Annotated in this window: 22 protein-coding genes, 1 tRNA gene and 1 pseudogene; 16 read left to right on the top strand and 8 right to left on the bottom strand. The window is 70.7% G+C overall.

Features of this window, described 5'->3' with window-relative positions:
• Nucleotides 1-67: 67 nt before the first annotated feature.
• Nucleotides 68-523 carry a molybdenum cofactor biosynthesis protein MoaE gene (locus MNOD_RS03600; protein WP_015927477.1) on the bottom strand — a complete coding sequence of 152 codons (456 nt, stop codon included), beginning with the start codon at nt 521-523 and terminating at the stop codon, nt 68-70.
• Between the two features lie 98 nt (nt 524-621).
• Between MNOD_RS03600 and MNOD_RS03605 the strand changes: the two genes are divergently transcribed.
• A complete protein-coding gene (locus MNOD_RS03605; RefSeq protein ID WP_015927478.1) occupies nt 622-1653 on the top strand; it encodes a gamma carbonic anhydrase family protein in 1032 nt (343 codons plus the stop codon).
• Nucleotides 1654-1765: 112 nt separating this feature from the next.
• A complete protein-coding gene (locus MNOD_RS03610) occupies nt 1766-2818 on the top strand; it encodes an IS110-like element ISMno16 family transposase (protein WP_015927479.1) in 1053 nt (350 codons plus the stop codon).
• 335 nt (nt 2819-3153) lie between these two features.
• On the opposite strand, the gene MNOD_RS47890 is transcribed toward MNOD_RS03610, so the two are convergent.
• Nucleotides 3154-3327, bottom strand: a complete 174-nt coding sequence (locus MNOD_RS47890; protein WP_244424653.1) for a hypothetical protein — start codon at nt 3325-3327, stop codon at nt 3154-3156.
• Nucleotides 3328-3519: 192 nt separating this feature from the next.
• Between MNOD_RS47890 and MNOD_RS03620 the strand changes: the two genes are divergently transcribed.
• On the top strand, nt 3520-4452 hold the full coding sequence (locus MNOD_RS03620; RefSeq protein WP_015927481.1) for a 50S ribosomal protein L11 methyltransferase: 933 nt from the start codon (nt 3520-3522) through the stop codon (nt 4450-4452).
• Here MNOD_RS03620 and MNOD_RS03625 read toward each other — a convergent pair.
• Nucleotides 4433-4909: a hypothetical protein gene (locus tag MNOD_RS03625; protein ID WP_015927482.1), complete on the bottom strand. Its 477-nt coding sequence runs from the start codon at nt 4907-4909 to the stop codon at nt 4433-4435. The two genes, MNOD_RS03620 and MNOD_RS03625, sit on opposite strands and share 20 nt — an antisense overlap.
• 123 nt (nt 4910-5032) lie before the next feature.
• Between MNOD_RS03625 and MNOD_RS03630 the strand changes: the two genes are divergently transcribed.
• The 4 genes and pseudogenes from MNOD_RS03630 to MNOD_RS03640 all read left to right on the top strand — a co-directional run bounded on the left by MNOD_RS03630 (nt 5033) and on the right by MNOD_RS03640 (nt 8213).
• On the top strand, nt 5033-6466 hold the full coding sequence (locus MNOD_RS03630; RefSeq protein ID WP_015927483.1) for an NAD-dependent succinate-semialdehyde dehydrogenase: 1434 nt from the start codon (nt 5033-5035) through the stop codon (nt 6464-6466).
• A gap of 128 nt (nt 6467-6594) precedes the next feature.
• Nucleotides 6595-6671 (top strand) — tRNA-Arg (locus tag MNOD_RS03635).
• 159 nt (nt 6672-6830) lie between these two features.
• Nucleotides 6831-7162, top strand: a pseudogene (locus MNOD_RS42655) (maleylacetate reductase); the annotation flags it as partial.
• Nucleotides 7163-7310: 148 nt separating this feature from the next.
• Complete coding sequence (locus MNOD_RS03640; RefSeq protein ID WP_015927485.1) at nt 7311-8213, top strand: intradiol ring-cleavage dioxygenase; 903 nt, start codon at nt 7311-7313, stop codon at nt 8211-8213.
• Between the two features lie 301 nt (nt 8214-8514).
• On the opposite strand, the gene MNOD_RS03645 is transcribed toward MNOD_RS03640, so the two are convergent.
• Together MNOD_RS03645 and MNOD_RS03650 are read right to left on the bottom strand one after the other, a co-directional pair.
• Nucleotides 8515-9033: a hypothetical protein gene (locus MNOD_RS03645; protein ID WP_015927486.1), complete on the bottom strand. Its 519-nt coding sequence runs from the start codon at nt 9031-9033 to the stop codon at nt 8515-8517.
• Between the two features lie 215 nt (nt 9034-9248).
• Nucleotides 9249-10019, bottom strand: coding sequence for an AraC family ligand binding domain-containing protein (locus MNOD_RS03650; RefSeq protein ID WP_015927487.1), 771 nt, complete (start codon nt 10017-10019; stop codon nt 9249-9251).
• A 92-nt stretch (nt 10020-10111) separates the two neighbouring features.
• Between MNOD_RS03650 and MNOD_RS03655 the strand changes: the two genes are divergently transcribed.
• Together MNOD_RS03655 and MNOD_RS03660 are read left to right on the top strand one after the other, a co-directional pair.
• Nucleotides 10112-11308 carry an MFS transporter gene (locus MNOD_RS03655; protein WP_015927488.1) on the top strand — a complete coding sequence of 399 codons (1197 nt, stop codon included), beginning with the start codon at nt 10112-10114 and terminating at the stop codon, nt 11306-11308.
• A 171-nt stretch (nt 11309-11479) separates the two neighbouring features.
• Nucleotides 11480-12820, top strand: coding sequence for a polyhydroxyalkanoate depolymerase (locus MNOD_RS03660; protein WP_015927489.1), 1341 nt, complete (start codon nt 11480-11482; stop codon nt 12818-12820).
• A gap of 26 nt (nt 12821-12846) precedes the next feature.
• Here the strand turns inward: MNOD_RS03660 and MNOD_RS03665 are convergent, their stop codons facing one another.
• The 3 genes from MNOD_RS03665 to MNOD_RS03670 all read right to left on the bottom strand — a co-directional run bounded on the left by MNOD_RS03665 (nt 12847) and on the right by MNOD_RS03670 (nt 15668).
• Nucleotides 12847-13560: a PAS domain S-box protein gene (locus MNOD_RS03665; protein ID WP_015927490.1), complete on the bottom strand. Its 714-nt coding sequence runs from the start codon at nt 13558-13560 to the stop codon at nt 12847-12849.
• Nucleotides 13561-14225: 665 nt separating this feature from the next.
• Entirely contained in the window at nt 14226-14651 is a 426-nt protein-coding gene (locus MNOD_RS46025) for a hypothetical protein (protein WP_015927492.1), read from the bottom strand.
• 273 nt (nt 14652-14924) lie between these two features.
• Nucleotides 14925-15668: a GntR family transcriptional regulator gene (locus MNOD_RS03670; RefSeq protein ID WP_015927493.1), complete on the bottom strand. Its 744-nt coding sequence runs from the start codon at nt 15666-15668 to the stop codon at nt 14925-14927.
• A 123-nt stretch (nt 15669-15791) separates the two neighbouring features.
• Here MNOD_RS03670 and pcaB point away from each other — a divergent pair, with 123 nt between their 5' ends.
• The 7 genes from pcaB (at nt 15792) to MNOD_RS03705 (ending at nt 24607) form a co-directional block, all read left to right on the top strand.
• Complete coding sequence (gene pcaB / locus MNOD_RS03675; RefSeq protein WP_015927494.1) at nt 15792-17165, top strand: 3-carboxy-cis,cis-muconate cycloisomerase; 1374 nt, start codon at nt 15792-15794, stop codon at nt 17163-17165.
• 101 nt (nt 17166-17266) lie between these two features.
• Nucleotides 17267-18607, top strand: coding sequence for a cation:dicarboxylate symporter family transporter (locus MNOD_RS03680; RefSeq protein ID WP_015927495.1), 1341 nt, complete (start codon nt 17267-17269; stop codon nt 18605-18607).
• Between the two features lie 178 nt (nt 18608-18785).
• Nucleotides 18786-19190 carry a hypothetical protein gene (locus MNOD_RS03685; protein ID WP_015927496.1) on the top strand — a complete coding sequence of 135 codons (405 nt, stop codon included), beginning with the start codon at nt 18786-18788 and terminating at the stop codon, nt 19188-19190.
• A 393-nt stretch (nt 19191-19583) separates the two neighbouring features.
• On the top strand, nt 19584-21518 hold the full coding sequence (locus MNOD_RS03690; protein WP_015927497.1) for a methyl-accepting chemotaxis protein: 1935 nt from the start codon (nt 19584-19586) through the stop codon (nt 21516-21518).
• Nucleotides 21511-22938 carry a chemotaxis protein CheW gene (locus MNOD_RS03695; RefSeq protein ID WP_015927498.1) on the top strand — a complete coding sequence of 476 codons (1428 nt, stop codon included), beginning with the start codon at nt 21511-21513 and terminating at the stop codon, nt 22936-22938. Before MNOD_RS03690 ends, MNOD_RS03695 begins: the two co-directional genes overlap by 8 nt.
• The gene (gene cheB, locus MNOD_RS03700; protein WP_015927499.1) at nt 22935-24002 is read left to right on the top strand and encodes a chemotaxis-specific protein-glutamate methyltransferase CheB; all 1068 of its coding nucleotides are present in this window, start codon (nt 22935-22937) and stop codon (nt 24000-24002) included. Before MNOD_RS03695 ends, cheB begins: the two co-directional genes overlap by 4 nt.
• Nucleotides 24002-24607, top strand: a complete 606-nt coding sequence (locus tag MNOD_RS03705) for a HEAT repeat domain-containing protein (RefSeq protein ID WP_015927500.1) — start codon at nt 24002-24004, stop codon at nt 24605-24607. Before cheB ends, MNOD_RS03705 begins: the two co-directional genes overlap by 1 nt.
• Nucleotides 24608-24612: the final 5 nt, after the last annotated feature.

Here is a 24612-nt window from a genome sequence, read left to right on the forward strand (position 1 = left end):
CGGGAAGGGGGCTCCGCGCCCCCTTCACCCCGCGGCAGAGGGACTTGTCCCTCTGCACGCCCGAGGTTCACCAACGGCCGGCGGCCGCCTCGTCCTGCACCGTCGCCTCGACCCAGCCGCCCACCGTGCCATCCGCGAGGTGCTCGCGCTTCCAGAACGGGGCGCGGGTCTTGAGGTAGTCCATCAGGAAGCTCGCCGCCTCGAAGGCCGCGGCCCGATGGGCCGAGGCCGTGAGCACGAGCACGATGCCCTCGCCCGGCCGGATCAGCCCGTGCCGGTGGATCACCGTCGCGGCATCGAGGGGCCAGCGCGCGGCGGCCTGCGCGAGCACCCGGCCCACCTCCTCCTCGGCCATGCCGGGGTAATGCTCCAGTTCGAGGGCGGCGAGGCGCCCCCCCTCGTCCCGGCACAGGCCCGTGAAGGTCACGACCGCCCCCGCCCGGCCGCCCGCCGCGGCGGACAGGGCCGCGATCTCGGCCGCGACGTCGAAGGGCTCGGACTGGATGCACAGACGGGGCGTCATGACGGCTCCCTACCATGGGCGGCGGGACGGCGCGATCCGGGCTGGCGAAACCGCCCGTCTCCGGTGCAAGAAGCGGCGAGCCTGCCAGAGAGACGCCCGTGACCCCCGACCTGCTGCTCCCCTATGCCGGCACCGAGCCGGTCTTCGCCACGCCACCCCTCTGGTGCGGGCGCGGCAGCACGGTCATCGGCCGCGCCAGCCTCGGTGCCGAGGCCTGGCTCGGCGACGACACGGTGATCCGCGGCGACGGCCACGACATCATCGCGGGCGACCGCCTCCGGCTCGGCCCGCGCGCCACCCTGCACATCGCCCAGGACAAGTATCCCTGCATCCTCGGCGACCACGTCACGGTGGGACGCAACGCCGTGGTGCATGCCTGCACGATCGGGGACGACTGCGTGATCGAGGCGGATTGCGTGGTCCTCGACGGCTCCGTCGTCGAGGACGGCGTGCTGATCGAGGCCGGGAGCATCGTCTATCCGCGCTCGACCCTCGCCGCCGGCTTCGCCTATGCGGGCTCCCCGGCCGAGCCCACCCGCCGCCTCGCCCCCGGCGAACTCGCCGCGCGCGCTGCGCGCCTGCTGGGCGAGAGCCCGGCCGCACCCGCGCCGCTGCTTGAGGCCGGCGAGGCCCGCGACGCCACGGTCTTCGTCGCCCGCACGGCCCGCCTGCGCGGGCCGGTCGATCTGGCGCCCGGCGTGAGCGTGTTCTTCGCCTGCGACCTCGCCGCGGAGGCCGGCCCGATCGCCATCGGCCCGAACGTGAACGTGCAGGACAACAGCGTCCTCCGGACGGAGGGCAGCGGGCTGGTGATCGAGCGCGACACCACGCTCGGCCACAATGTCCGCGTCGCGGACGGGCAGATCGGTCCGCGCAGCCTCATCGGCATCGGGGCCGTGCTCGCGCCCGGGACGGTGGTCGGCGAGGACGTGCTGGTGGCCGCGGGCGCCTGGACCGAGCCCGGCCAGGTGCTCGAGTCCGGCTGGCTCTGGGGCGGCCGCCCCGCCCGCCGCCTCGGCCCCCTCGACGCGGGCAAGCGGGAGATGATGCGCCGCATCGTGCAGCAATATGCCGGCTACGGCCGGACCTACCGGAAGGCGCAAGCCGCGCTGCTGCCCCCTGCCGGCTGACGCCGCCCTCCATCCATGACGCTCTGCCTTGTGCTGATGGTGTGGACGGCCCCCCACGGCATCAGTGTGTGCCAGAATGAGGTCGTCAGGATCTCATCCGAGGAGGCCGTCCATGAGCGAGATTACCCGCATTGGGCTGGATACGTCCAAGTCTGTTTTCCAGCTGCACGGGGTCGATGCGGCCGAGCGGCCGGTGCTGAAGCTGAAGCTGTCGCGCAGCAAGATGCTGGCCTTCTTCGCCCAGCAGCCGCCCTGCCTGGTGGCGCTGGAAGCCTGCGGGGCCTCGCATCACTGGGCCCGCACCCTGGCCGGGCTGGGCCACACGGTGCGCCTGATCGCGCCCCAGCACGTCAAGCCCTACGTGCCCGGCTCCAAGACCGACGCGGCCGATGCGGCGGGCCTGTGCGAGGCGGTCAGCCGGCCGCAGATGCGCTTCGTGCCGGTCAAGACCGCCGAGCAGCAGGCGGCGCTGATGCTCACGGGCCTGCGCGAGCAATGGCTCAAGCGGCGCACCCAGGTCAGCAACAGCCTGCGCGGGTATGCGGCCGAGTTCGGGCTGGCGGCGCCTCAGGGGCTGGCCCGTCTCGCGGAACTGGTCGCGCGCCTGGCCGAGGACCCGCGCGTGCCGGCTCTGGCCCGCCCGCTGTTTGCGGCGCTGTGGGCCGAGTACCAGGAGATCGAGGCCCGGGTGCAGGAGGCCGACCGCCAGCTCAAAGTGTGGCAGCGGGGCAACGCCAGCTGCCGGCGGCTGAGCGCCGTGCCGGGGATCGGTCCGGTGGGCGCGGCGCTGCTGGTGCTGAAGACGCCGGCCCCCCAGGCGTTCCGCAGCGGGCGGGACTTTGCGGCCTGGCTGGGGCTGACGCCCAAGGATCACGCGACCGCGGGCAAGCCGCGGCTGGGCGGGATCACGCGGGCGGGCGACGAGCAACTGCGCAGCGTGCTGGTGGCCGGCGCGATGGCGGTGCTGCGCCAGCTCAAGCCGGAGAGCGCGGGGCTGGCGGGCTGGCTGACGCGGCTGGTGGCGCGCAAGGCGCGGCGGCTGGTGGCGGTGGCGCTGGCCAACAAGCTGGCGCGGATCGCCTGGCGGCTGTTGGTGAGCGGGGCGAGCTACGACCCGGCCCGGGCCGGCCCGCCGATGGGAGGGGCGGAGCCGGCCCGGGCCTGACCGGGCCGGTGGCGCGATCAGGAGGGAACCGGGGGCCGGTGAGGCGCCCATGAGCTTGCAAGCGGGAGATGGTTGGTCAGCTCGGCTGTCGTGACATGCCTCACTCCGGGGGATCCAAGGGCCGTTCGAGGTCACTGTGCTGATTGGGCGGCGTGTCGCGCACCACCACCTGGGCCGCGGTCGGCAGAGCCGCACCCGAAGGCCGAACATATGGATGCAACGGCAGAGCCGGACCGGGATTGTCCGCTTGCGAGAACGGGCCGTCCACATATGGGTCCCGGGCCGCATTCCGCTGCCGCTGCATGCGTCCGGGACAGGGGAGCAGGCGGCCCGGGTCAGGACTGGGCCGGGCCGGGCTGATCCGCCAGCTCGGCCGCGGCGGTCTCGGCCCGATGCAAGCGGCTCAGGAGCACGAGCAGGTGGCCCGGCAGGGCGGTCTCGTCGGCGGGGAACGGATTGACCCGGGCGGCACGGGGGCCCCGGCGGGTCCGGGCGGAGGGGGATTGCACGGAATCCCCAGTCGGCCGAAGGGGCTCACGAACTCGAACGCGCATCGCGATGTCCTTCTGGGTCCGGCTTCTGCGGCCGGCGCGGCAGTGAACGCAGTGCCGCGGCTGCGGTTCCGGGTGCTTCTGCCGCAGGGCCGTGACGAGGGCGTGACGGCGTTGGCGGGGCCGGCGCGCCGGTGCTAGACCCCACCCATGCTCGAAGGTCTCCCGCCCCACCGCCCGACCCATGTGCTGCGCCTCGACACGAGCGAGCGCGCCGCCCGCGCCATGACCGACCTGATCGGCGAGGTCTTCGACCCGACCGAGACCGCGGTTGCCGCCTTCGAGACCGAGGACGGCATCACCTGGCGCCTGGAAGCCTATTTCTCCGAGGAGCCGGACGAGGCGGCGGTGCGCGACCTGATCCGCCCCATCGTGGGCGAGGCCGCCGACCGGGCGACCTTCGCGGCCATCGACCAGCAGGACTGGGTGCGCGCCTCCTTGGAGGGGCTGAAGCCCGTGCGGGCGGGCCGCGTGCTGGTGCACGGGGCGCATGACCGCGAGCGGGTCCGCGCCAACGACCGGCCGATCGAGATCGAGGCGGCCCTGGCCTTCGGCACCGGCCATCACGGCACGACGCTCGGCTGCCTTCTGGCGCTCGTCGATGCGCTGAAGCGCGGCCGGCCCCGCCGGGTGCTCGATGTCGGCACCGGCACCGGCATCCTCGCCCTCGCGGCGGCGCGCCTGCTCCACACCCGGGTGATCGCGGGCGACCTCGACCCGGAGGCGGTGGCGACCGCCCGCAGCAACGCGGCGCTGAACGGGCTCAAGCCCTGCCTCACCTTCTATGAGGCGCCGGGGGTGCGCCATCTGCTCGCCGACCGGGTGCGGAGCTTCGACCTCGTCTTCGCCAACATCCTGGCCCGGCCGCTGACACGGCTCGCCCCCTCCCTTGCCCGGGTGGTGGCCCCAGGCGGCCTCCTGGTCCTGTCGGGCCTGATCGCCCGGGACGTGCCGGGCGTGCTCGCGGCTTATGCGGCCCAGGGCTTCCGCCTGCGCCGCCGCCGGATAATCGAGGGCTGGGCGACGCTGGAATTACGGCGCGGGGGCGCGGCGCCGCGGCCGGTCAGCGGATCGACACCTTGACGTCGAGATTGGTGGCCGTTCCGTTCGGATAGATGACGAGGACGCTGAAGCGGTCGAGGCCCTCGTAGCCCTCCGCCGCCTCGAAGACCATCCGCAGGCCCTCGACCTTGCGGGAGTTGCAGGGGGCGAGCGGCGAGGAGGCGGCGTAGCGCGGGAAGGAGGAGCCCTGGCTCAGCGTCACGGTGCCGTGCTCTGGCTTGGTGAGGAGCCGCGCGACCACCGGTCCCTCCACCGAGCAATCCGGAAACAGGGCCGTGAAGAAGCCGATCGTGCGGGCTTCGTTCATCGGCACGACGCGGTTGAACGGGGTCGTGGCGATCTCCGGGAAGTCCGTCGCGGGGGGCGGCACCGGGGCGGGCGGGGCGGCCGGCTGGGCCCAGACCGTGGAGGCGGCCAAGACGACGGCCAAGACGACGGCTGGGGCGGCGCGCGCGGCCGAAGACGCAAGGTATCTCACGCGGGCGACCTCCCCCGATACGGGACCGGCGCGCAGACCCGGTATCCGCCGGATCCCCATGCGCTGCCGGACCAAATGCGCTAATGCGGCCCATCGCCCCGCGTGATGAGGATATGCCGCACGATGTTTCCCGATGTCCACCTGCACATCGCCGGAGAGTGGCGCCGCGGCGCCACCGGCCAGACCCTTCCGATCCTGAACCCGGCGACGGGTGACACTCTGGGCCAGCTCGCGGTGGCATCGCGAAAAGATCTCGACGCGGCGCTCGCCGCCGCCGACCGGGGCTTCGCCGCCTGGCGCAAGGTCTCGGCTTTCGAGCGCAGCAAGGTGCTGCGCAAGGCCGCCGACCTGCTGCGCGCCCGGGTGGACGAGATCGCCCGGATCATGACCCTGGAGCAGGGCAAGCCGCTGGCCGAATCCCGCGTCGAGGTGCTGGCCGGCGCCGACACGATGGACTGGTTCGCCGAGGAGGGCCGGCGGGCCTATGGGCGCGTGATCCCGCCCCGGGCCGAGGGCGTGATGCAGATCGTGCTGCGCGAGCCGGTCGGCCCCGTGGCGGCCTTCACGCCCTGGAACTTCCCGATCAACCAGGCGGTGCGCAAGGTCGCGGCCTCGCTCTGCACCGGCTGCTCGGTGATCCTGAAGGGCCCGGAGGATACACCCGCGAGCTGTGCGGCCCTGGTCCAGGCGCTCCTCGACGCGGGCGTGCCGGGCGACGTGCTGGGCCTCGTCTTCGGCGACCCGGCGGCGATCTCCTCCTATCTGATCCCGCACCCGGTGATCCGGAAGATGTCCTTCACCGGCTCGACGGCGGTGGGCAAGGAACTGGCGGCGCTCGCGGGCAAGCACATGAAGCGGGCGACGATGGAGCTCGGCGGCCATGCCCCGGCGATCGTGTTCCGGGACGCGGATCTGGGCAAGGCGGTGCAGGTGCTCGGCGCCAACAAGTTCCGCAACGCCGGTCAGGTCTGCGTGGCGCCGACCCGCTTCCTGGTGCACGACTCGGTCTTCGACCGCTTCGTCGACGGCTTCGTGGATTTCGCCAGGACCCTGAAGGTCGGCGACGGCCTGCAGGAGGGGGTGAAGATGGGCCCGCTCGCCCATGGACGGCGCATCGAGGCGATGGAAGCCTTGGTGGCCGACGCGGAGGCCAAGGGCGCGACCCTGCGCACCGGCGGCAAGCGCATCGGCAACCGCGGCCATTTCTTCGAGCCGACGGTGTTCACCGACGTGCCCCTCGACGCCCGGATCATGAACGAGGAGCCCTTCGGGCCGATCGCGGCGATCCAGCGCTTCTCGGACGACGAGGAGGCTTTCGCGGAGGCGAACCGCCTGCCCTACGGGCTCGCCGCCTATGCGTATACGCGCTCATCTGAGACGGCGACGAAGCTCGCCACGCGGATCGAGAGCGGCATGCTGTCGATCAACCATCACGGCATCGCACTGCCCGAGACGCCCTTCGGGGGCGTGAAGGATTCCGGCTACGGCAGCGAGGGTGGCTCCGAGGCGATCGAGGGTTACCTCAACACCCGTTTCGTGACGCAGGCTGCCTTCTGACGGCTCCGGCGGCCGGCGCGTCCGCGCGCCGGCCGCTCTCGTGACATCCGTGTGATTTTCAGGGTTGCCAAGCCACTCCGAACCCTCTAGATCACCGCCACCGACGGAGGCCGCTGCCTCCGGGGCAGGCGCCCGTAGCTCAGCTGGATAGAGCACCAGACTACGAATCTGGGGGTCAGAGGTTCGAATCCTTTCGGGCGCGCCATTCTTCTTCAATGTCGCTGATGATCTTAGACCGTTGTGCTGAAACGGTTTTTCAGATCATGCTGGACGCTCTTCCCGATCATCTCCGGCCGAGTGCGGCGTCCTAATCTGGCGCCCCTGTAGCCACTTTTGCCACGCGCTGAAGCTCGTCGTGGAGGTCGTCGCGGTCACCTCCGGCCTCAACGCCGTGGCCCATGCAGTGGAAGCACTGTACGTACAGGACGGCAATCCGGTCGTCTCGCTGATGGCCGAGGAGGGATATCAGCGCTTGCCCGGACCCTGCCCGCCCTCGTCCGCGACCCCGGCGACATGTCCGCCCGCTCGGGTGCCCTCTGCGGCGCCTGGCTCTGCGGGACCTGCCTCGGCGCGGTCGGGATGGCGCTGCACCACAAGCTCTGCCATGTCCTGGGCGGCTCCTTCGGCCTGCCTCACGCCGAGACTCACACCGCCATCCTTTCGCACGCGAGCGCCTACAACGCCACCGCCGCGCCGGTTCCTCTCGGAGGATGCCTTCTCCGGCCGCCCGCTGGGCCAGTCGTCCGCGGCGTAAGGGCGGAGCGGCCAGGGCCGGATCGTCCGACGTCCTGATGGAAGACGAAAGGCGCGCGCCAGAGGGCGATGCGCATCCACGGAGGACACGATGCGCGACTTCAATGCGTCCAACATCACCCAGGCCGTGATCGACCGGATGGCGGACACACCCGATCCGCGTCTCAGAACGGTCCTGTCGAGTCTGGTGCGGCATCTCCACGCCTTCGTGAGCGAGGTCGAGCTCAGCTTCGACGAGTGGCAGGGTGCGATCGGCTTCCTCACGCGCACGGGTCAGATGTGTGACGACCATCGCCAGGAATTCATCCTGCTCTCGGACACGCTCGGGGTGTCGATGCTGGTGGATGCCATCAACCACCACATGCCGCCCGGGGCGACGGAGACGACCGTGCTGGGCCCGTTCTACGTGAAGGCCGCGCCGCTCATGCCGAACGGCTCGGACATCTCGGGCGGCCTGACCGGCGAGCCGCTCCTCGTGAGGGGCTCCGTCGCCTCCGCCGACGGTACGCCGCTCGCGGATGCCACCGTGGACGTCTGGCACGCTGATGACGAGGGATTCTACGACGTCCAGCGGCTCGACAAGCTCGGCAACCTAGCCGGCCGGGCTCAATTCCGGACGGATGCGGCCGGGCGTTTCTCGTTCTGGACGATCATGCCGAAATGGTATCCGATCCCGGATGACGGCCCGGTCGGAGACATGCTCAAGGCCACGGCGCGGCATCCGAACCGGCCGGCCCACATGCATTTCATGATCGCCGCGGACGGCCACGAAACCCTGATCACGCATGTCTTCTCGGCTGAAAGTCCATGGCTGGACTCGGACGCGGTGTTCGGGGTCAAGACTTCGCTCATCGCGGAGTTTTCCAGCCATGAACCCGGCACAGCGCCCGATGGCCGGGAGATCGCCTCAACCTACCGCTGTTTGGACTATACCTTCGGCCTCAAGCCGAGGACGGCCGACCTCTCCGTGCCGCCCCGGCAGGACCCCGGCTAATACCAACGGTCCTTTTCAAGGCCCGTTGGTGCCGCTCCCGGATTTTCGCCAAGGTTTGTCAAGGGATTTTCGCCAGGTCTCGTCACACAGCCTGCGGCTTGGCATCGACCGTGCGAGATCGGCCAACGGCCCGATGCGTCAGCATGCGCGTCAGCACCCGCTGCATCAGCAGCCTGGGCCGTTGGGATGAGTCGCCCCGACTTCGCTCACGCCGCCGAAAATCTCAGGCGTTTCATCAAAGGCGATTCTGGCCCGTAGAGTTAAGTCTACCAGCCTGACGCGCCGCGAAACGCACCGGTTCTCAAACGGCTTCCGGCTCCTTCATGCCTAGCCACTGCTTCAGCTTCGCCGAGAGCGTCTTCTCGGGTGAGCTTGCTGCTGTGACAGCCCTCGCTCTCACGTGCTCCATCCGTCCGCCGAGGTCTGCGCCGTCGATCGGCTCGGCCTGTCGTCCGATCTTCAGCACCTCCTCCAGCACCGCCAAACCCTGGTCGAAGCTGAGCGGCCTACGGGTGCGCGCGTCGATGAACATCTGACGCGCATGCTCGACCGCACGAGAGTCGGCACAGGCGAGGCGAGTGACGAACGGAAGGAGTTGCTGCCGCTGTACGTCATCCGCTTCGTCATTCAGCCGCATGGCGAGGCGGCAGATCGGCCGCGAGAAGCTCCGCGGCATGTCGGTAACCCGGTGAACGGGTCGGTATGGGTATCCTGCGGCGACGACCGCCGCTTCGTTGATGCAGGTGCCGCCGTCCGGTCCCGGAAAGCGGTGGGATCCTTGTTTGAGGGTCCAGTTCAGGATGTGGTCGAACTGCGCCATGGCTGCCGTTCCAATTCGCCCCCACTAAGGACCTTGAGCGCCTCCGCCGTCTGTCAACAGCAGCCTCACCGCCTCGAAGTCACATTCCGGAGATTGTAATGACGGTTCCGGACGCCCTCTGTCGGTCCCTTGGCTCGCTCCCATGTGCGGAGGGGTCCATCGTCCTGGGCGGCAGCTCGCGAACAGGAATGACCCTCGCCTCGTGAACGAGGTCCTCATGATGTGCTGCGGCCCCTCTCGGCATCACCGAAACCGAGTGTACGATGCATGACGATCCGCAGCACTTGCGGATGCGCGTAGCCGACCGAGGCCGCAATCTCGCGCGGCGCGGCGCCTTCCGCAGCAAGCGCGAGGGCGCGCGCAACACGCGCACGGGTTCTCCATTCCCCGAAGCTCAGGCCGGTCTCGAAGCGGAACCGACGCGTCAGCGTGCGGCGACTGGCTCCAGCTATTCGAGCCCAGGCATCGAGGTCGCGAGAGGATCCCGGATCGGCGATGATCTCCTCGCATACGCGCCGCAGCCGCGGGTCTTGCGGCATCGGCAAAGCCAGCGGCGTCTCGGGCGCGCGCTGGATCTCGTCCAGCACCAGCGCGGCGAGAAGTCCGCCGCGCCCGTGCTCGTCGTACAGCACCGGCTCCTCGGCGAGGGCGGCCAACGCTGCTTCGAGCAGACGCGAAACCCGCAGAACGCGACACGCGGGCGATGACGGCTCGCCTGCGATCGCGATGTAGGCGGAGGACATCGCGACCGGGCCGCACATCCTCACATCGTGGAGAATTCCGGGCGGGATCCAGAGCGCGTGGCCCGATGGGACGAGCCAGGTGCCCCGCTCCGTGGTGGCGACCATGAGCCCCGCTGTCGCGTAGAGCAGTTGCGCACGCGGGTGACTGTGAATCCCGGTTGCACTGCCTGCCGCGTAGGTCTTCGGCATCACCGCCACCGGGCGCGGCACGTCCTGGTAATCCGCAGCGCGGTCCGAGCGCATCGGCATCCTCTTTGGCCCGATCGCGTGCGAGTTCGGCCCAACGGCGTGAGCGGGTCAAGGTAGGATCCCCTCGACCTCTCGCGGATCCGCCCATGAGCCCTGACCGCCTGTCCCGACGCACCCTGCTGTTCGTCAATGTCGCGCATGCGCTCGATCATTTCGTGCTGTTGATCTACCCCACCGCCGTGATCGCCATCGCGGCCAGCACGGGCCTGGGCTACGCATCGCTGATCGGGCTCGCCACCGGCAGCTTCGTGGCCTTCGGCCTCTGCTCCTTGCCGGTCGGCTGGCTTGCCGACCGGTTTGGCCGCCGCACCATGCTGGCCGTCTTCTTCGTCGGTTATGGCTTGTCGTGTCTCGGCGTGGCATCGGCATCGAGCCCGATCGGCTTCGCGATCTGGCTCCTGCTGCTGGGCATGGCATCCGCCATCTACCACCCGATCGGCTCGACCATGCTGGTCACGCATGCGCGGCGCCTGGGCCGGGATCTCGGCATCAACGGCGTGTGGGGGAATCTCGGTGCGGCCTCGGCCTCCGGCGCGACCGCCCTGATCACCGCGGCCCTGGGCTGGCGGGCCGCCTTCATCATCCCGGGCCTGGTCTGCCTCGTCGCCGGGTGCGCATTCATGGCGATGGTCCCGGTCGATGGCGACGGGCAGGCCCGGAAGACGAAGGGGCCGGCGGTCATCCCCGTCGCGCATCCATTCGCTCTCCTCGGGGTGTTCGCGGTCGCCATCGTGGCGGGTGGGATGACCTTCAACGTGACCACGATCGCGCTGCCGAAGGTCATCGACGAGCAGCTTGGGCTTGACCTGCCGCTTGCGCTGACGGGCTCGCTGGCCACGGTCGTGTTCGTGTTCGGGGCGCTCATGCAATTGCTGATGGGACGCCTCGTCGACCGGCTCGCGCTCCCGACGATATTCGTCGGCCTGGCCGTGCTTCAGCCGCTGGGCCTGGGCCTCGCGTCGGTCTCCTCGGGCGTGCCGCTCCTCATCGGACTCGTTCTGGTCGTCGCAGCGATCTACGGGCAGGTGGTGGTCAACGACGCGATGGTGGCGCGCTACGTTCCCGCCCATCACCGGGCGAAGGCGTACAGCGTGCGGTACTTCCTCGGCTTCACGGTGAGCGGGCTCGCGGTGCCGTTGATCGCGCTCCTGCACGAAGCGGGCGGATTCGGGCTGGTGCTGGCCGCGGCGGGCGGCTTCGGGGCGGTCATCTTCGCGGCGGCGGTGGCCTTCTACACGATCGCGCAGCGAACGGCGCCTCGATCCGCGGCGCCCGCAGAGTGACCGATCGAGCGTCCGCCGGCCATCGGCCGTGCCACAAAGGTGCCGCCCAAGGCTTGGGCACGACCAAAGTCCAGTAGCAGCGCGTGCGCAACCAAACAGCAATGAGGAGCGTTTGGTGCCTACCATGACATCAGAGGGCTGATAGCCTGAGCTGCTGAGAGGTGCCGGCGCATGATGTATCTTATGCGTGAGTCGTGTGAACTGATACTCACGCCAGCCCGGATCGCCGCAGACCTCACAAAGCTTGCCTGCGAGAACCCTCTCAACCCGCTGACCTACACGATAGCCGGTCGCTCGGTGGCAGCCTCATGCGAGATATTCGAGCGGGCGACGCGGGCCTATCCCAAGCCTGCCTTCGACCTGGCCGCCTCGGAGCGGGTCGTGTGGGAGCAGCCCTTCTGCCGCGTGATCGCGTTCGGCGAGCCGTCCGACAAGCCCAAGCTGCTGCTCGTCGCGCCCATGTCCGGCCACTACGCGACCTTGCTGCGGGGCACCGTAGCGGCTTTCCTCGACACGCATCAGGTGTTCATCACCGACTGGAGCGACGCCCGACAGGTGCCGCTGGCGGCAGGACGTTTCGGCCTCGACGAGTACATCGACTACTGCATGGCCCTGTTCGAGGCGCTCGGGCCCGATCTGCACGTGATGGCGGTGTGCCAGCCCTCCGTTCCCGTGCTGGCCGCCATCGCCCGCATGGAGGCCGAGGACCACCCTCTGGTGCCGCGCTCGGCAACCCTCCTGGGCGGTCCGATCGACACCCGGCGCTCGCCCACGGCGGTCAATGATCTCGCCCAGCAGCGTGGCATCGCCTGGTTCCGGCGGCACTGCATCCACGCCGTGCCGCCGAGCTACCCCGGCGACGGACGTGCGGTATATCCCGGTTTCCTTCAGTTGACCGGCTTCATGGGGATGAACCTCGACCGGCATCTGACGGCGCACTGGGACATGTTCAACCACCTCGTCGAGGGCGACGGCGACTCCGCGACCAAGCATCGCGAGTTCTATGACGAATACCTCGCGGTGATGGATCTGACGGCGGAATTCTACCTGGAGACGGTCGAGCAGGTGTTCATCGCGCACCGGCTGCCGCGTGGCGAGATGCGGCACCGCGGCCAGCCGGTCGACCTGGGCGCGATCCGCCGCTGCGCTCTGATGGCTGTCGAGGGAGAGAAGGACGACATCACAGGGGTGGGTCAGACCCTGGCGGCTCTGGACCTCACACCCAATCTGCCGCCCGAGCGGAAGGCGTACCACCTCCAGGCCGGGGCGGGCCACTATGGCATCTTCAACGGCTCGCGGTTCCGGGCCGAGATCGCGCCGAAGATCAAGCAGTTCATGCAGCACAATTCCGAGCAATCCGGCGAGAAGACGCTGGCCTGCGAACAGACTGTCATGCTCCAGCCCGACGAGGACCGGGCGGACGGGCTCGACGCGTCCGTTGCTCTGATCGTGTACCAGGCGCCGCCTCAGTGCCCTGCGGTTCCGGCCTTGCAAATTGCAGGGCAGTCTTGAACGCTCACGGCCTTCCCATCGGGGGCTTAATGAACTGAGAAGCGCTCATACGATGAACGCAGCGAAAGTGAAGCTGTGCGCTCCTGCAATTCGCTGAATTTCCTCATCAGCGCGGCCCGCCTCCTCTCCCTCTTGAGCTCCAGCTGCGCTACGATACGTGCTTTCTCTGCGTTTGACCCACTCCAATCGCCCAGCCTTTCGCAGTCGATCTGATGCGCGACTTCAACATCGGCGATGGCGGCCAATGTGGACTGGAGCTGGCCTGTCAGATCGTCGAGGTCCTCGCCATCCGGCAGTTTCTGCGCGCAATCCATGAGCACATCCGCACCGGATAGGTCGACCGCTTGCCGGGCCTGCTGCGAGTCGAGCGCCACCAGCATGTTCCAGCCGGCGGTCAGTGCTCCTGAAGAGGCGCGAATGGGGGTCGGATAGGGCATGAAGGGGATGAGGGTTCCGTCAGGCCGCTCCAGCACAGCCCGGACGCCCCGCACGGGGCGGACCTCTTTCAGCGCGATGGCCATCGGGCACTGATCGAGGGGCAATTCAGTTCCCTGAGGCGTGAAGATGCGCCAGGAGCCGCACCAGCGCGTGCGGCCGATCTCCGGACGGTACCCCCAAAGCTCGGCAGCCGCAGTGTTATAGTAGGTCAGCCATCCATCGGCATCCGTGGTGTAGATCGCCGTGGCAGCGTCACCGAAGAGGTGTGCGATCGGCGGCTCATCGTTCCAGTTGGCAGTCATGCCTGGATTGTACTCCTGGCTTGCCCAAGGTCGGCGAAATCGGTGACGAACGGCTGAGGCGGACCTTCCGAGGCAACACCATCGATGCTGATGACAGGGTGCCCGCCCTCCATCCGGATCAAGAATGGCATCGCCGGCTCGGAAACGGAATACCGTGAGAACAAGATGGCGGCTTTTCACCGCAAGAGGCGCTCGCGCGCATGATCCACTCGGCCATGTATGCGCCCGACGACAGGCGGGCGGCGAGCTTACGTCCGCTGGCCGGCTGATTGCGGTCACTCCCTGCAGCGATCCTTCGCTTTGACGGCGATTCGAGTCGGAATCAATTCGCCACCGGCTGCGCCGACCCTGACGGATGAAACCGCGGTTGGAAACCGTGGCTGAATCAGCGCTCCCATCTGGGGCAGCCCTACCGGCCCTCATGCTGACGTGCTGGCGATCGAAGATCGCACCGCAGCGAGCCTCTGGCCGGCATCAAGCCGGCCGCACCCCTGAACGGTGATCCGAGACGCGGGTGGCCGGGATCACCGGTCAGGCGTGCTTCGAGGCTCGCTGACGCTCGCACCTCAGCATGAGGAGCGGGGCAGCTGCCACAGGCGGGAGCGCCCATGGCCATTTCCACAAAATATCTTTAATTGCACTACACAATCAAAGCACATAAGTAATCAATGTCTCTGCGTGACTGAATATCCGCCCGTCCGATGAGTTTCGTCCGCCCGGTATCCACCAAATTTATCTCTCTTTTTGCGTTTTCCCTTCTTCATGTCGTCGCCGGCTAAGACGTAGTGGGCGACTTCCGAGATCGCGGTGCCAAGAGCACCGACCGCAGACTTGGCTGCATCCGTCGTTGCCGAGGCGGCATGACTGCCAGTGTCGGCTACCGCTTCACCGACTTGGGCGACTTGTCCGCCGCTGGAACGGTGGCGGGCGATGGCCGTGGCGGCTGCGCCTGCGGCAGCCACGAGGGCGTCAGCGAGGATGCTGCGGCCAAGAGGATTGTTCAGGATCGCGGTCACGGCGCCGGCCTTGCGCAATCCCTTCGGTACTTTGATCCCGGCAATCGTTTTCGGAAGCTTTGCTTTCTTCGCCATCCGCGACCTCCATCGAGCATCCTGTGCAGAGGGCCAATACGATGAACCGGGAGGTAATCGGCCGGTTCCGGATGGCCGCAGAGCCTGTTCCGTGAGCGTTTCCCGCGTGGAGGCGGCGGCGCACGGCTTCGAGATCATGCGGTCATCTCGTCCCCGGCTGGTGCCTCACGGCTGTCGATACGGCATCGCGGCGACGGACAGCCCGCCTCGCCGGCCTCTGCCGCAGGCGGCCCGCCCGCGATCCACCCTGATCCGGCGGCCTTCGGGAGCGCTTCAAACCTGCCCGGTTTCGGTCATGCGCCGCATGCGCTGCGAGACCGTGAACCGCCCCGCGGGATGAATGGTCGACGAGATCTCGAACACCTTTCCCTGCTCGTCGATGTAGTGGCGCAGGATCCGGAGCGCGGGCGTCTCGGCCTTGGCCTGCAACGCGGCAGCACGGGCAGCCGGGAGCGCGATCGCGTCGACGTCCTGCCGGATCTCGGCGCTGCGTCGGCCGTAGCGCTGCTCGATCAGCGTGCTGATCAGCACCTCGGGTGAGGCACGGACGACATCGCCGAGCTCGGCATAGGCCGGGTCGACATAGACGTCGGTCCAGCCGACCGGGGCGCCCCCCGGCCTGCCATCCAGACGCAGGCTGGAGATCCGGAACCAGCGCGCGCCCATGTCGCAGCCGAGATCCGCCGCGAGGTCCGCATCCGCGGTGACCTCGGCCGTCTCCTGCACCGCGCGCATATGGGCAGCGCCGAACTGGATCAGGTCCTCCAGGGAGGCGAGCGACTGCCGGTAGCCGCTCGTCGGCATCGCCGCCTCGACCCGCGTCCCCGCCTTCTTCTTCCGCGAGATCAGGCCCTGCTCCTGCAACTGGCGGATGGCGGTGCGCACCGTGTGACGGCTCGCCCCGTAATGCTCGCAGAGTTCCATTTCGGTCGGCAGCAGCGACCCGACCGGGAAGCGGCCGGAGGCGATCCCGGCCGTCAGATCACGCGCCACCTGCGCCCACAGCGTCTCGCTCATCGCTCCGTCCCGCACGCCCGCGCGCCGCCGCGCGCCACCCCTCTTGACATTATGTCCGAACATAATCTATCAGGGTTAATGTCCGTACATAATAGCGCCCGCCCCGCAGGGCCCGGAGGAAACATGAGCCGTCTGCTGCCCCCCTCAGCCACCACCGTCATCGACTCCCTCCTGTTCCGCGACGCCTTCGGCACTCCGGCCATGCGCGCGATCTTCTCCGATCACGCCCTGGTCCAGCGCTACATCGAGGTCGAGGTCGCGCTCGCCAAGGCCGAGGCGGCCTGCGGCGTCATCCCGGCCGAGGCCGCCGCGCAGATCGCCGCCCGCTGCAACTTCGAGGCGCTCGATTTCGATCTCCTGCGCCACGAGACCGACAATGTCGGTTATCCGATCCTGCCGCTGGTCCATCAGCTGGTGAAGCAGTGCGGCGAGGCGGGGCGGTACGTCCATTGGGGCGCAACCACCCAGGACATCATGGACACCGCCAACGTGCTCCAGGTCCGCGCGGGGCTCGATCTCGTCGCGGCCGATGTCGACGCCCTGCGCACGATCCTGGCCGACCTGTCGCGCCGCCACCGCGACACGCCGATGGCGGGGCGCACGCACCTGCAGCAGGCCCTGCCGGTCACCTTCGGCTACAAGACCGCGATCTGGCTCGCGGCCCTCGACCGCCACGCGGAGCGCCTCGCCCAAGTCCGTCCCCGGGTTCTCGTCGGATCCTTCGCCGGAGCGGCCGGAACCCTTGCCTCCTTGGGTGATCATGGTCTTGCGGTGCAGGAGGCCCTCTGCCGGGAACTCGGCCTCGGCGTGCCGGTCTCGACCTGGCACGTCGCCCGCGACGGCTTCGCCGAGGTGGTGAACCTGCTGGCCCTGATCACCGGCTCGCTCGGCAAGATCGCCCTCGACGTGATGATCATGGCCTCGACCGAGTTCGCCGAGGTCTACGAGCCCTTCGTCACCGGACGCGGCGCCTCCTCGACCATGCCGCAGAAGCGCAACCCGATTTCGTCCGAACTGATGCTCGCCGCCTCGAAGGGCGTGCGGCAGCAGGCCGGGCTGATGCTCGACGCCATGGTGCAGGACTTCGAGCGCGCGACCGGCCCCTGGCATGCCGAATGGATGGCGATCCCCGAGAGCTTCGTGCTCACGGCGGGCGCCCTGCACCAGGCCAAGTTCGCCCTCGGCGGCCTGATCGTCGACGAGGCGCAGATGCGCAGGAATCTCGGGATCAGCCGGGGCCTGATCGTGGCCGAGGCCGTGATGATGGCGCTCGCACCCCATACCGGGCGCCAGCAGGCGCACGATCTGGTCTACGCCGCCTGCCGCGTCGTGAACGAGCAGGGCGGCACGCTGGCCGAGGCGCTCGCCGGCGTGCCCGAGGTCACCCGGCACTTCGACCGGGCCGAGATCGACCGGCTGACCGACCCGGCGAACTATCTCGGCTCGGCCCCGCAGATGGTCGACCGCGTGCTGGCCTCGGCGCCGCGCGACCGCTGACACCCCCCCATCCCGATGACCGCATGCGCCGCGCCGCCGGGCTTGCTGCCCGCGGCGACACCAAGAGCGCGCGGTCCTCGCCTGCCCCATTGGAGGAAACCATGTCGATGACCGTCAGCACCCCCACCGACCTGCACCCGCCGCCCACCACCGTCACCGTGAAACCGCGAAAGTCGATCTGGACGAATCTCGGCTTCCAGATTGTCGTGGCGATGGCCCTCGGCGCGGCGGTCGGCTTCCTGTTCCCGAGCTTCGCCTCCCAACTCAAGATCCTGGGCGACATCTTCCTGCGCCTGATCAAGACGGCGGTGGCGCCGCTGGTCTTCCTCTGCGTGGTGGTGGGGGTGACCTCGGCGGGGGACTTCAAGCGCGTCGGCAAGGTCGGCCTGATCGCGATGCTCTACTTCGAGATCGTCTCGTCCATCGCGCTGGCGGTGGGCCTGCTCGCCGGGAACCTGCTCGGCGTCGGCCAGGGCATGGCGGAAACCACGAAGGCGACGCTGGCCCAGGGCAAGGCGCCCTCGGGCGCCGCCGCGCCGCACTCCACCCTCGACTTCATCCTCAACGTGTTCCCGGACAACTTCATCGGCGCCTTCGCGCGGGGCGAGTTGCTCCAGGTGCTGGTGATCGCGCTGATCTTCGGCGCCGCCCTGCTGCATCTCTCGCCCGAGAAGCGCCAGCCCATCGAGCGCGGCCTCAACACCATCTCGGACGCCTTCTTCGAGTTCATCCACCTGATCATGTGGTGCGCGCCGATCGGCACCTTCGGGGCGGTCGCTTTCGCGGTCGGGTCGAGCGGCACCAGCGTGCTCCTGTCGCTGATCTACCTCGTGCTCAGCTTCTACGCCGTGGTCATCGCCTTCATCGTGGTGGTGCTGGGCGCGATCTCGGCCCTGTTCAAGATCAATCTCTTCCGCTTTCTCGCCTTCATCCGGGAGGAGATCTACATCGTGCTCGGCACCGCCTCCTCGGAGAGCGTGCTGCCGCGCCTATTGGAGAAGCTGCCGCAATTCGGCTGCTCGCGGCAGTCGGTCGGCCTGGTGCTGCCGACCGGCTACGCCTTCAACCTCGACGGCACCTCGATCTACATGTCGATGGGCGTGATCTTCCTGGCCAACGCCTATCACGTGCCGCTCGATCTCGGGCAGCAGCTTGGCATCCTCGCCATCATGCTGCTGACCTCGAAGGGGGCCGCGACGGTGTCGGGCGGGAGCTTCGTGGTCTTCGCCGCGACGGTCGCGGCGACCGGCGTGCTGCCGCTGGAGGGGCTGCCGATCCTGTTCGGCGTCTACCGCTTCATGTCGATCGCCATCGCCACCACCAACGTGATCGGCAACAGCGTCGCGACCGTGGTGACCGCGAAGCTCGCGGGTGAATTCGACGAAGCTGTCGCTCGTGATGTCTTCGCCCGGATGCGCGCCGAAAAGGCTATTGCTGCCTGATCATCCGGTCATCGAGGATGGGTCGCGCGCCGCGGCCCGAGCCCTGCCGATGCGCGCAGATCCCGTAAAGCCACGCGGGCCTTCGCGAACCGGCAGGGCGCCAGACTGGGCTCGGCGTCACGGCTCCGTTCATCTTCGCCTGCTAGGCTTGCTGCGCGCTCAATCGAGGCACGCATCCATGCGCCTGATCACCGTCACCCTGCCGATCATCGTGGCTCTCGCCGGCCCTGCGCTGGCCCAATCGACCGCGCCAGTCCAATCGACGGCGCCGGCCGGACGCACCACGCCGACCCAGAACCCGTTCGCACAAGGCTCCGGCACGGCCACGAAGCCGGCGCCGACCACCGCCCCCGCACCGAGCCCGGCGCAGAAGCCGGCCGCCACTGCGCCGGCCGGGGCAGTGTTTCCCACTGCGATCGCGCCGAAATACGAGAAGGAACCGCCCGGCAAGGCGCGCCAGCAGACCTGCCTGGATCAGTACCACGCCAACAAGGCCGCGGGCGGGGCCGGCAATGGCGGCCTGAATTGGATTCAGAAGAACGGCGGCTACTGGAGCGAATGCAACAAGCGGCTGAAAGGTTGAGCAACCCGCGAAAAGGGTGGACCGACGTCCGCCCTTCCCGCCGCCCGGACAGCGAAACCACCGGAAGGCCAGGCGGGCGCGAACCCTCCGGTGGGGTCGCTCTCCACGGGCCCCCCAGCCGCGGTGCATGACGACGTTGCTCGTGCCCGGCCTGCCATCGGGCCGGCGCGGGCATCTGCCGGCCGGCTGAACACGGAATCGGCGGCGCCGGAGATCGGGGCCGATCCTGTCGCGCGACCCTTCCGGTCGCCCCGCCCTGAGGCCGGGCTTGCCCGGAATGCAGGCCCTCCCTCGGCCGCGCCGCCTTGACCCGCGCGATCCTGGTCCGGCACACCGGAGCGGTACCGCCGTCGGGGCGACCGTTCCGGCGCCGGCGCGGCGTAGGTGTGTTCGATGGCGTTGGTGAAAAAGGCAAAGCTCGCCCCGAAGGGCGACGGCTCCGGGCCTGTCGCTCCCCCGCCGGCCCCGGTGGCAGTGGCCGCCGCCACCGCAAGCGGCGGCCGGGGGCAGTCCCGGGTGCGGCAGCAGAAGGCGGCCGAGCGCCTCGCCGCCGCCACGCAGGAATTCGCGGCGGGCATCGCCGAGGCCTCGGCCGCCTCCGAGGAACTCCGGCGGGCGATGGAGCAGATCGCGGGCGGGGCCGAGGAGGCCGCCGGGGCCGTCCAGCAATCCCTTGCGGCCGTCACCGTGATCGTCGGGCGGCTCACTGAGGCCCGCGAGCGAGCCGACCTCTCCCGCCAGCGGACCACCGCCTTCCAGGCGCTGCTGATCGAGGCCAACGCCCAGGTCACCCACTCCGTCGCGGCGATTCAGACTAATGCCGAGCGCCAGACGGGCGCCGTCGCGATCGTGGCGGAACTCGACCGCGGCGCCGCCACCATCGGCGAGGTCACCGGCGCGGTCGGCTACGTCTCCGATCAGACCAATCTGCTCGCCCTCAACGCCTCGATCGAGGCGGAGCGCGCGGGCGCCGAGGGCCGCGGCTTCGCCATCGTGGCGGACGAGGTGCGGGCCCTGGCCGAGACCGCCGAGGCCAGCGCCCGCACCGGGCAGGCGCTGGTCGAGGCGATCCGGGCGGAGGTCCGCGGCATCGTCGACACGATCCGGGCCTCCGCAGAGCGGGCCGTGGCCAATGCCGAGGCGGGCGAGCGCATCTCCCGGCAGCTCGAAGCGGCCCGCATCGATCTCGGCGTGCTCGCGGATGGCAACCAAGCCATCCTGGCCGCCGCCATCGAAGCCGAGACGACGGTGCGCGAGGCCCAGCGCGGCGCCGAGCAGATCGCCGCTGCGGCCGATCAGCAGGCCACGGCCGCCGCGCAGGCCCAGCAGGCCGTGGCGCAGCAGACCCTCTCCCTCGACCAGAGCCAGGTCACCGCCCAGCGCCTGTCCGGGCTCGCGGACGACCTCCGGCGCACCCGCAGGCTGCGCGCGACGAGCGCCGAGGAGGTGGCGGCCGCCGCCGACGAACTCGCCGCGACGATCCAGGAACTCTCCGGAGCCGCTGCCCAGATCCTGGCGGCCATCGACCAGATCAGCCGCGGCACGGGCATCCAGAGCGCGGCGGCGCGCCAGTCGAGCGCCGCCATGGCGGAGGTGGAGCGTGGTGCCGGGCGGGTGCGGGCGAGCGCGACGACGGCCCTGGAGCGCGTCGCCGGCCTCGGCCTCGCCATTCGGGAGGCGCGCGCCACCCTGATCGGCCTCGCGGCGGGCGTGACGCGCTCCCTCGAAGAGACCCGCGCCGGCCTGGAGCGGGTCGGCACCCTGGAGACCAGCAGCCGCCGCATCGCGACGATCGTCGAGTCCATCGCCCTCGTCGCCGTGCAGATCAGCATGCTGGCGGTGAGCGGCTCCATCGAGGCGGCCCGGGCCGGCGCGGACGGGCAGGGCTTCGCCGTGGTCTCGGACGATATCCGGGCGCTCGCCCGCGAGGCCGCGCAGAGCGCCGAGCGGATCCGCGACACCGTGCGCACCATCCAGGATGGGGTGGCCGCGGTGCGGCGGGCGCTGGAGCAGGTCGCCGCCGCCGCCGAGGGCGAGGTCCAGCGCAACCGCACGCTGCTCGCGAGCCTCGCGACCGTCGAGGGCGATGTCGCGGCCCTGGAGCGGGCCAATGCGGAGGTCGCGCAGGGCGCCGACGAGATCCTGCGCGCGACCGGCGAGGCGGTGACGGGCGCCGAGCAGATCGCCGTCGCGGCCGAGCAGGCCGACCGCGCCGCCGCCGAGGCCGCGACGGCCGCCCGGCAACAGGCCCGCGGCGCGGAGGATCTCGCCGCCGCGGTGGAGGAGATCGCGGCGCTCTCCGCCGAGCTGCGAGACGCGGATGCCTGACCCCGCGCAGGCGAGCCCCGGCTCCGGTGAGCGCGCGCTCGTCGTCGCGCTCGGCCGCGACAGGCTCGCCCTGCCCGGGGCCCGCATCCGCGCGATCCTGCGCCCGCCCGCCCTGACGCGCCTGCCCGGCCTGCCGCCCGCCCTGGCGGGCCTCGCGCATCTGCGCGGCCTGCCCCTGCCGGTGCTCGACCTGCGCCGGCTCCTGAATCGGGAGGACGATCCGGCGGGCGCCGCCGGACGCATGGTCGTGGCCGATGCGGGAGAGCCGGTCGGGCTCATGGTCGATCGCGTCATCGGCCTGACCGGCCGCTCTCCGGACGCGGATGCCGGCGCGGAGCTCCTGGACCTGCCGCAGCTCGTTGCAGCGGCCTTCCCGCATCCGGCGCGGCCCTGGCGGGCCGAGACCGGCCGCGCCGCCCCCACCGGGCAGAGCAGCGCGGCCGGGCGGGTGGCGCTCATCGACCTGCGGGTGGCGGGGCGGCCCTACGCGCTGCCCCTGGACGGGGTTGCCGAGGTCACGACCCTGCCGCCGGACTGGCAGCCGGACCCCGAGGCCGGCCCGGTCGCGCTCGGGCCGATGCAATGGCGCGGGGGCAGGCTGCCTCTCCTGTGGCTCGCGGGCCTCCTCGGCATCGCCGCGGACGGGCCGGCGGCCGGCACCCACGCGGCGGCCGGGGCCCGCGTGGTGGTGGTCCGGTCCGGGGGCGTCGGGCTCGTCGTCGATTCCCTGGGCCCGGTCTTCCGGCTCGCGCCCGAGGCGATCGACCCGCTTCCCCCCGTGCTGCGCCGCACCGGCAGGGGGACGGTGGCGGCGATCGCCCGTCTCGGCGACGGCGACCTCGTGCCCATCCTGTCGCTCGACCGCCTGCTCGCGGGGGTCGTGCCCGCCGCGGAGGCCGCCCGCAGCGGGCAGACCGACGGGGAGGCCCGCGCTGCGCGGCCCGAGGCCGTTCTCGTGATCGCAGTGGCGGGCGAGCGCTACGGCCTTCCCGCCGCCGCGGTGACCGCGGTCCTGCGCCTGCCCGCCGCGATCACGCGGCTGCCGCACGCGCCGGCCTGCGTGGCGGGCCTCGTCGCCCTGCGCGGCGCCGCGGTCCCGGTCATCGACCTGCGGCGCCGGCTCGGCCGACCCGCGGGGACGGATCCGCGCAGCCGCATCATCGCCCTCGAGGTCGGGGGCCAGCGCATGGGCCTCCTCGTCGACGAGGTCTCACGTCTCCGGCACCTCGAAACGGGCGCGATCCGCCCGCCGCCGGAGGGCCTGGATGCGGCCGTGACCCGGGCGGCCGCCCTCGGGACGGGCGACCTCCTCCCGCTCCTCGACCCGTCCGGGCTTCTCGATGCGGCCTGGAGCGAGAGCCCCGGGCGCGGACCGGGCGGGCTCCGCCGATGGGCGCGGGCCGCCGGGACGGCCTCATGATCCGCCTCCTCGTCGTCGACGACTCGGCGCTGATGCGCAAGCTCCTCGGCGGGATCTTCGCGGCCGAGGGCGATTTCGAGGTCGCCTTCGCCCGCAACGGGATGGAGGCGCTCGATGCGCTCGGCCGGTTCCAGCCCGACGTCATCACCCTCGACGTCGCCATGCCGGGGCTCGACGGCCTCGCCTGCCTCGACCGGATCATGCTGGAGCGGCCCTGCCCGGTGGTGATGCTCTCCGGGCTGACCGCGGAGGGCGCCGAAGCGAGCCTGGAGGCGCTGGCGCGCGGGGCCGTCGACGTCGTCGCCAAGCCGGCCGGCGCCGTCTCTCTCGCCATCGACGACCTCGCGCCCCTCCTCGTGCAGAAGGTGCGGGCGGCCTCGCGGGCGCGCCCGCGACCGTCCCTGCGCCTCGCCGAGCGCCTGCGCGCCCGCCACACCGCCCTGGGCAGCCCGGCGCCGCTTCGGCCCGTAGCGCGCGACCCCGCCGGCTCCCGCGGCGGCCTCGTCCTCGTCGGCAGTTCGACGGGCGGGCCGCCCGCTCTCGACGCGCTGCTGTCGGGGCTGCCCGCCGACTTCCCCTGGCCGGTCGTCGTCGCCCAGCACATGCCGGGCCGCTTCACCGGAACGCTGGCGCACCGCCTCGACGGGCTCTGCGCCGTGACGGTGCAGGAGGTGACGCGGCCGACCGTCCTGGCGGCAGGCCACGTCTATATCGGGCGGGGCGACGCCGACGTGATCATCGCGCGCCGGCCCTCCGGCCTCGTGGCCGCGCCGGCCCCAGCCCATCCGGACCATCCCTGGCACCCCTCCGTGGACCGCCTCGTCGCCAGTGCCCTCGACCATGTCGAGGCCGCCCGCCTCGTCGGCATCCTGATGACCGGCATGGGGCGCGACGGCGCGCGCAGCATGGCGGAGATGCGGGCCCGGGGCGGGCACACCATCGCCGAGGCGGAGGAGACGGCGGTGGTCTGGGGCATGCCCGGGGAACTCGTCCGGGCGGGGGGCGCGAGCCGCGTCGTCCCGCTCGACGCCATCGCCCCCGAACTCCTCGCATGGGTGTCCTGATGCCCCTCGTCCGCCGCGATCCCCCGGGCGCCCCCGCGGCGCCGTCCCGACCGGAAGCCTCGCCCGCCGATCTCCGCGCGCCCGAGCCCGAGCGGCGGCTGTCCGCCGCGCAGGCGCTCGCGGGGCGCCCCGGGGCCGCGGCGGCGCTCGGCGCGGCACTCGGCGCCGAGACGGCCCCGCGGGTGCGCGAGGCGCTGCTCTGCGCGCTCATCGCCTGCGGGGAGGAGGGCGCGGCGTCCCTCGCGGCGCATCTGCGCGCCGAGGAGCCGGCCCTGCGCAATGCCTGCGTCGAGGCGCTGCAGGACATGCCTTCTTGCGTGCTTCCCCTCCTGCCGGGCCTGCTCGCCGACCCGGATCCGGACGTGCGGCTGCTCGCCACCGAGGTCGCCCGCACGCAGCCGCCCGAGATCGCGACCGCGCTGCTCGCCCGGCTCCTGGAGCGGGAGGCGCATCCGAATGTCTGCGGGGCGGCCGTCGAGGTGCTCGCCGAGAGCGGCACGCCGGACGCCGCGCCGGCCCTGCGCATCGCCCGGGCGCGCTTCTCCGCCCTGCCCTTCCTGCCCGGCGCGATCGACACCGTGCTGGCCCGCCTCGCCGCATCCTGAAGACG

This window comes from Methylobacterium nodulans ORS 2060 (genome assembly GCF_000022085.1).
GTDB lineage: Bacteria > Pseudomonadota > Alphaproteobacteria > Rhizobiales > Beijerinckiaceae > Methylobacterium > Methylobacterium nodulans.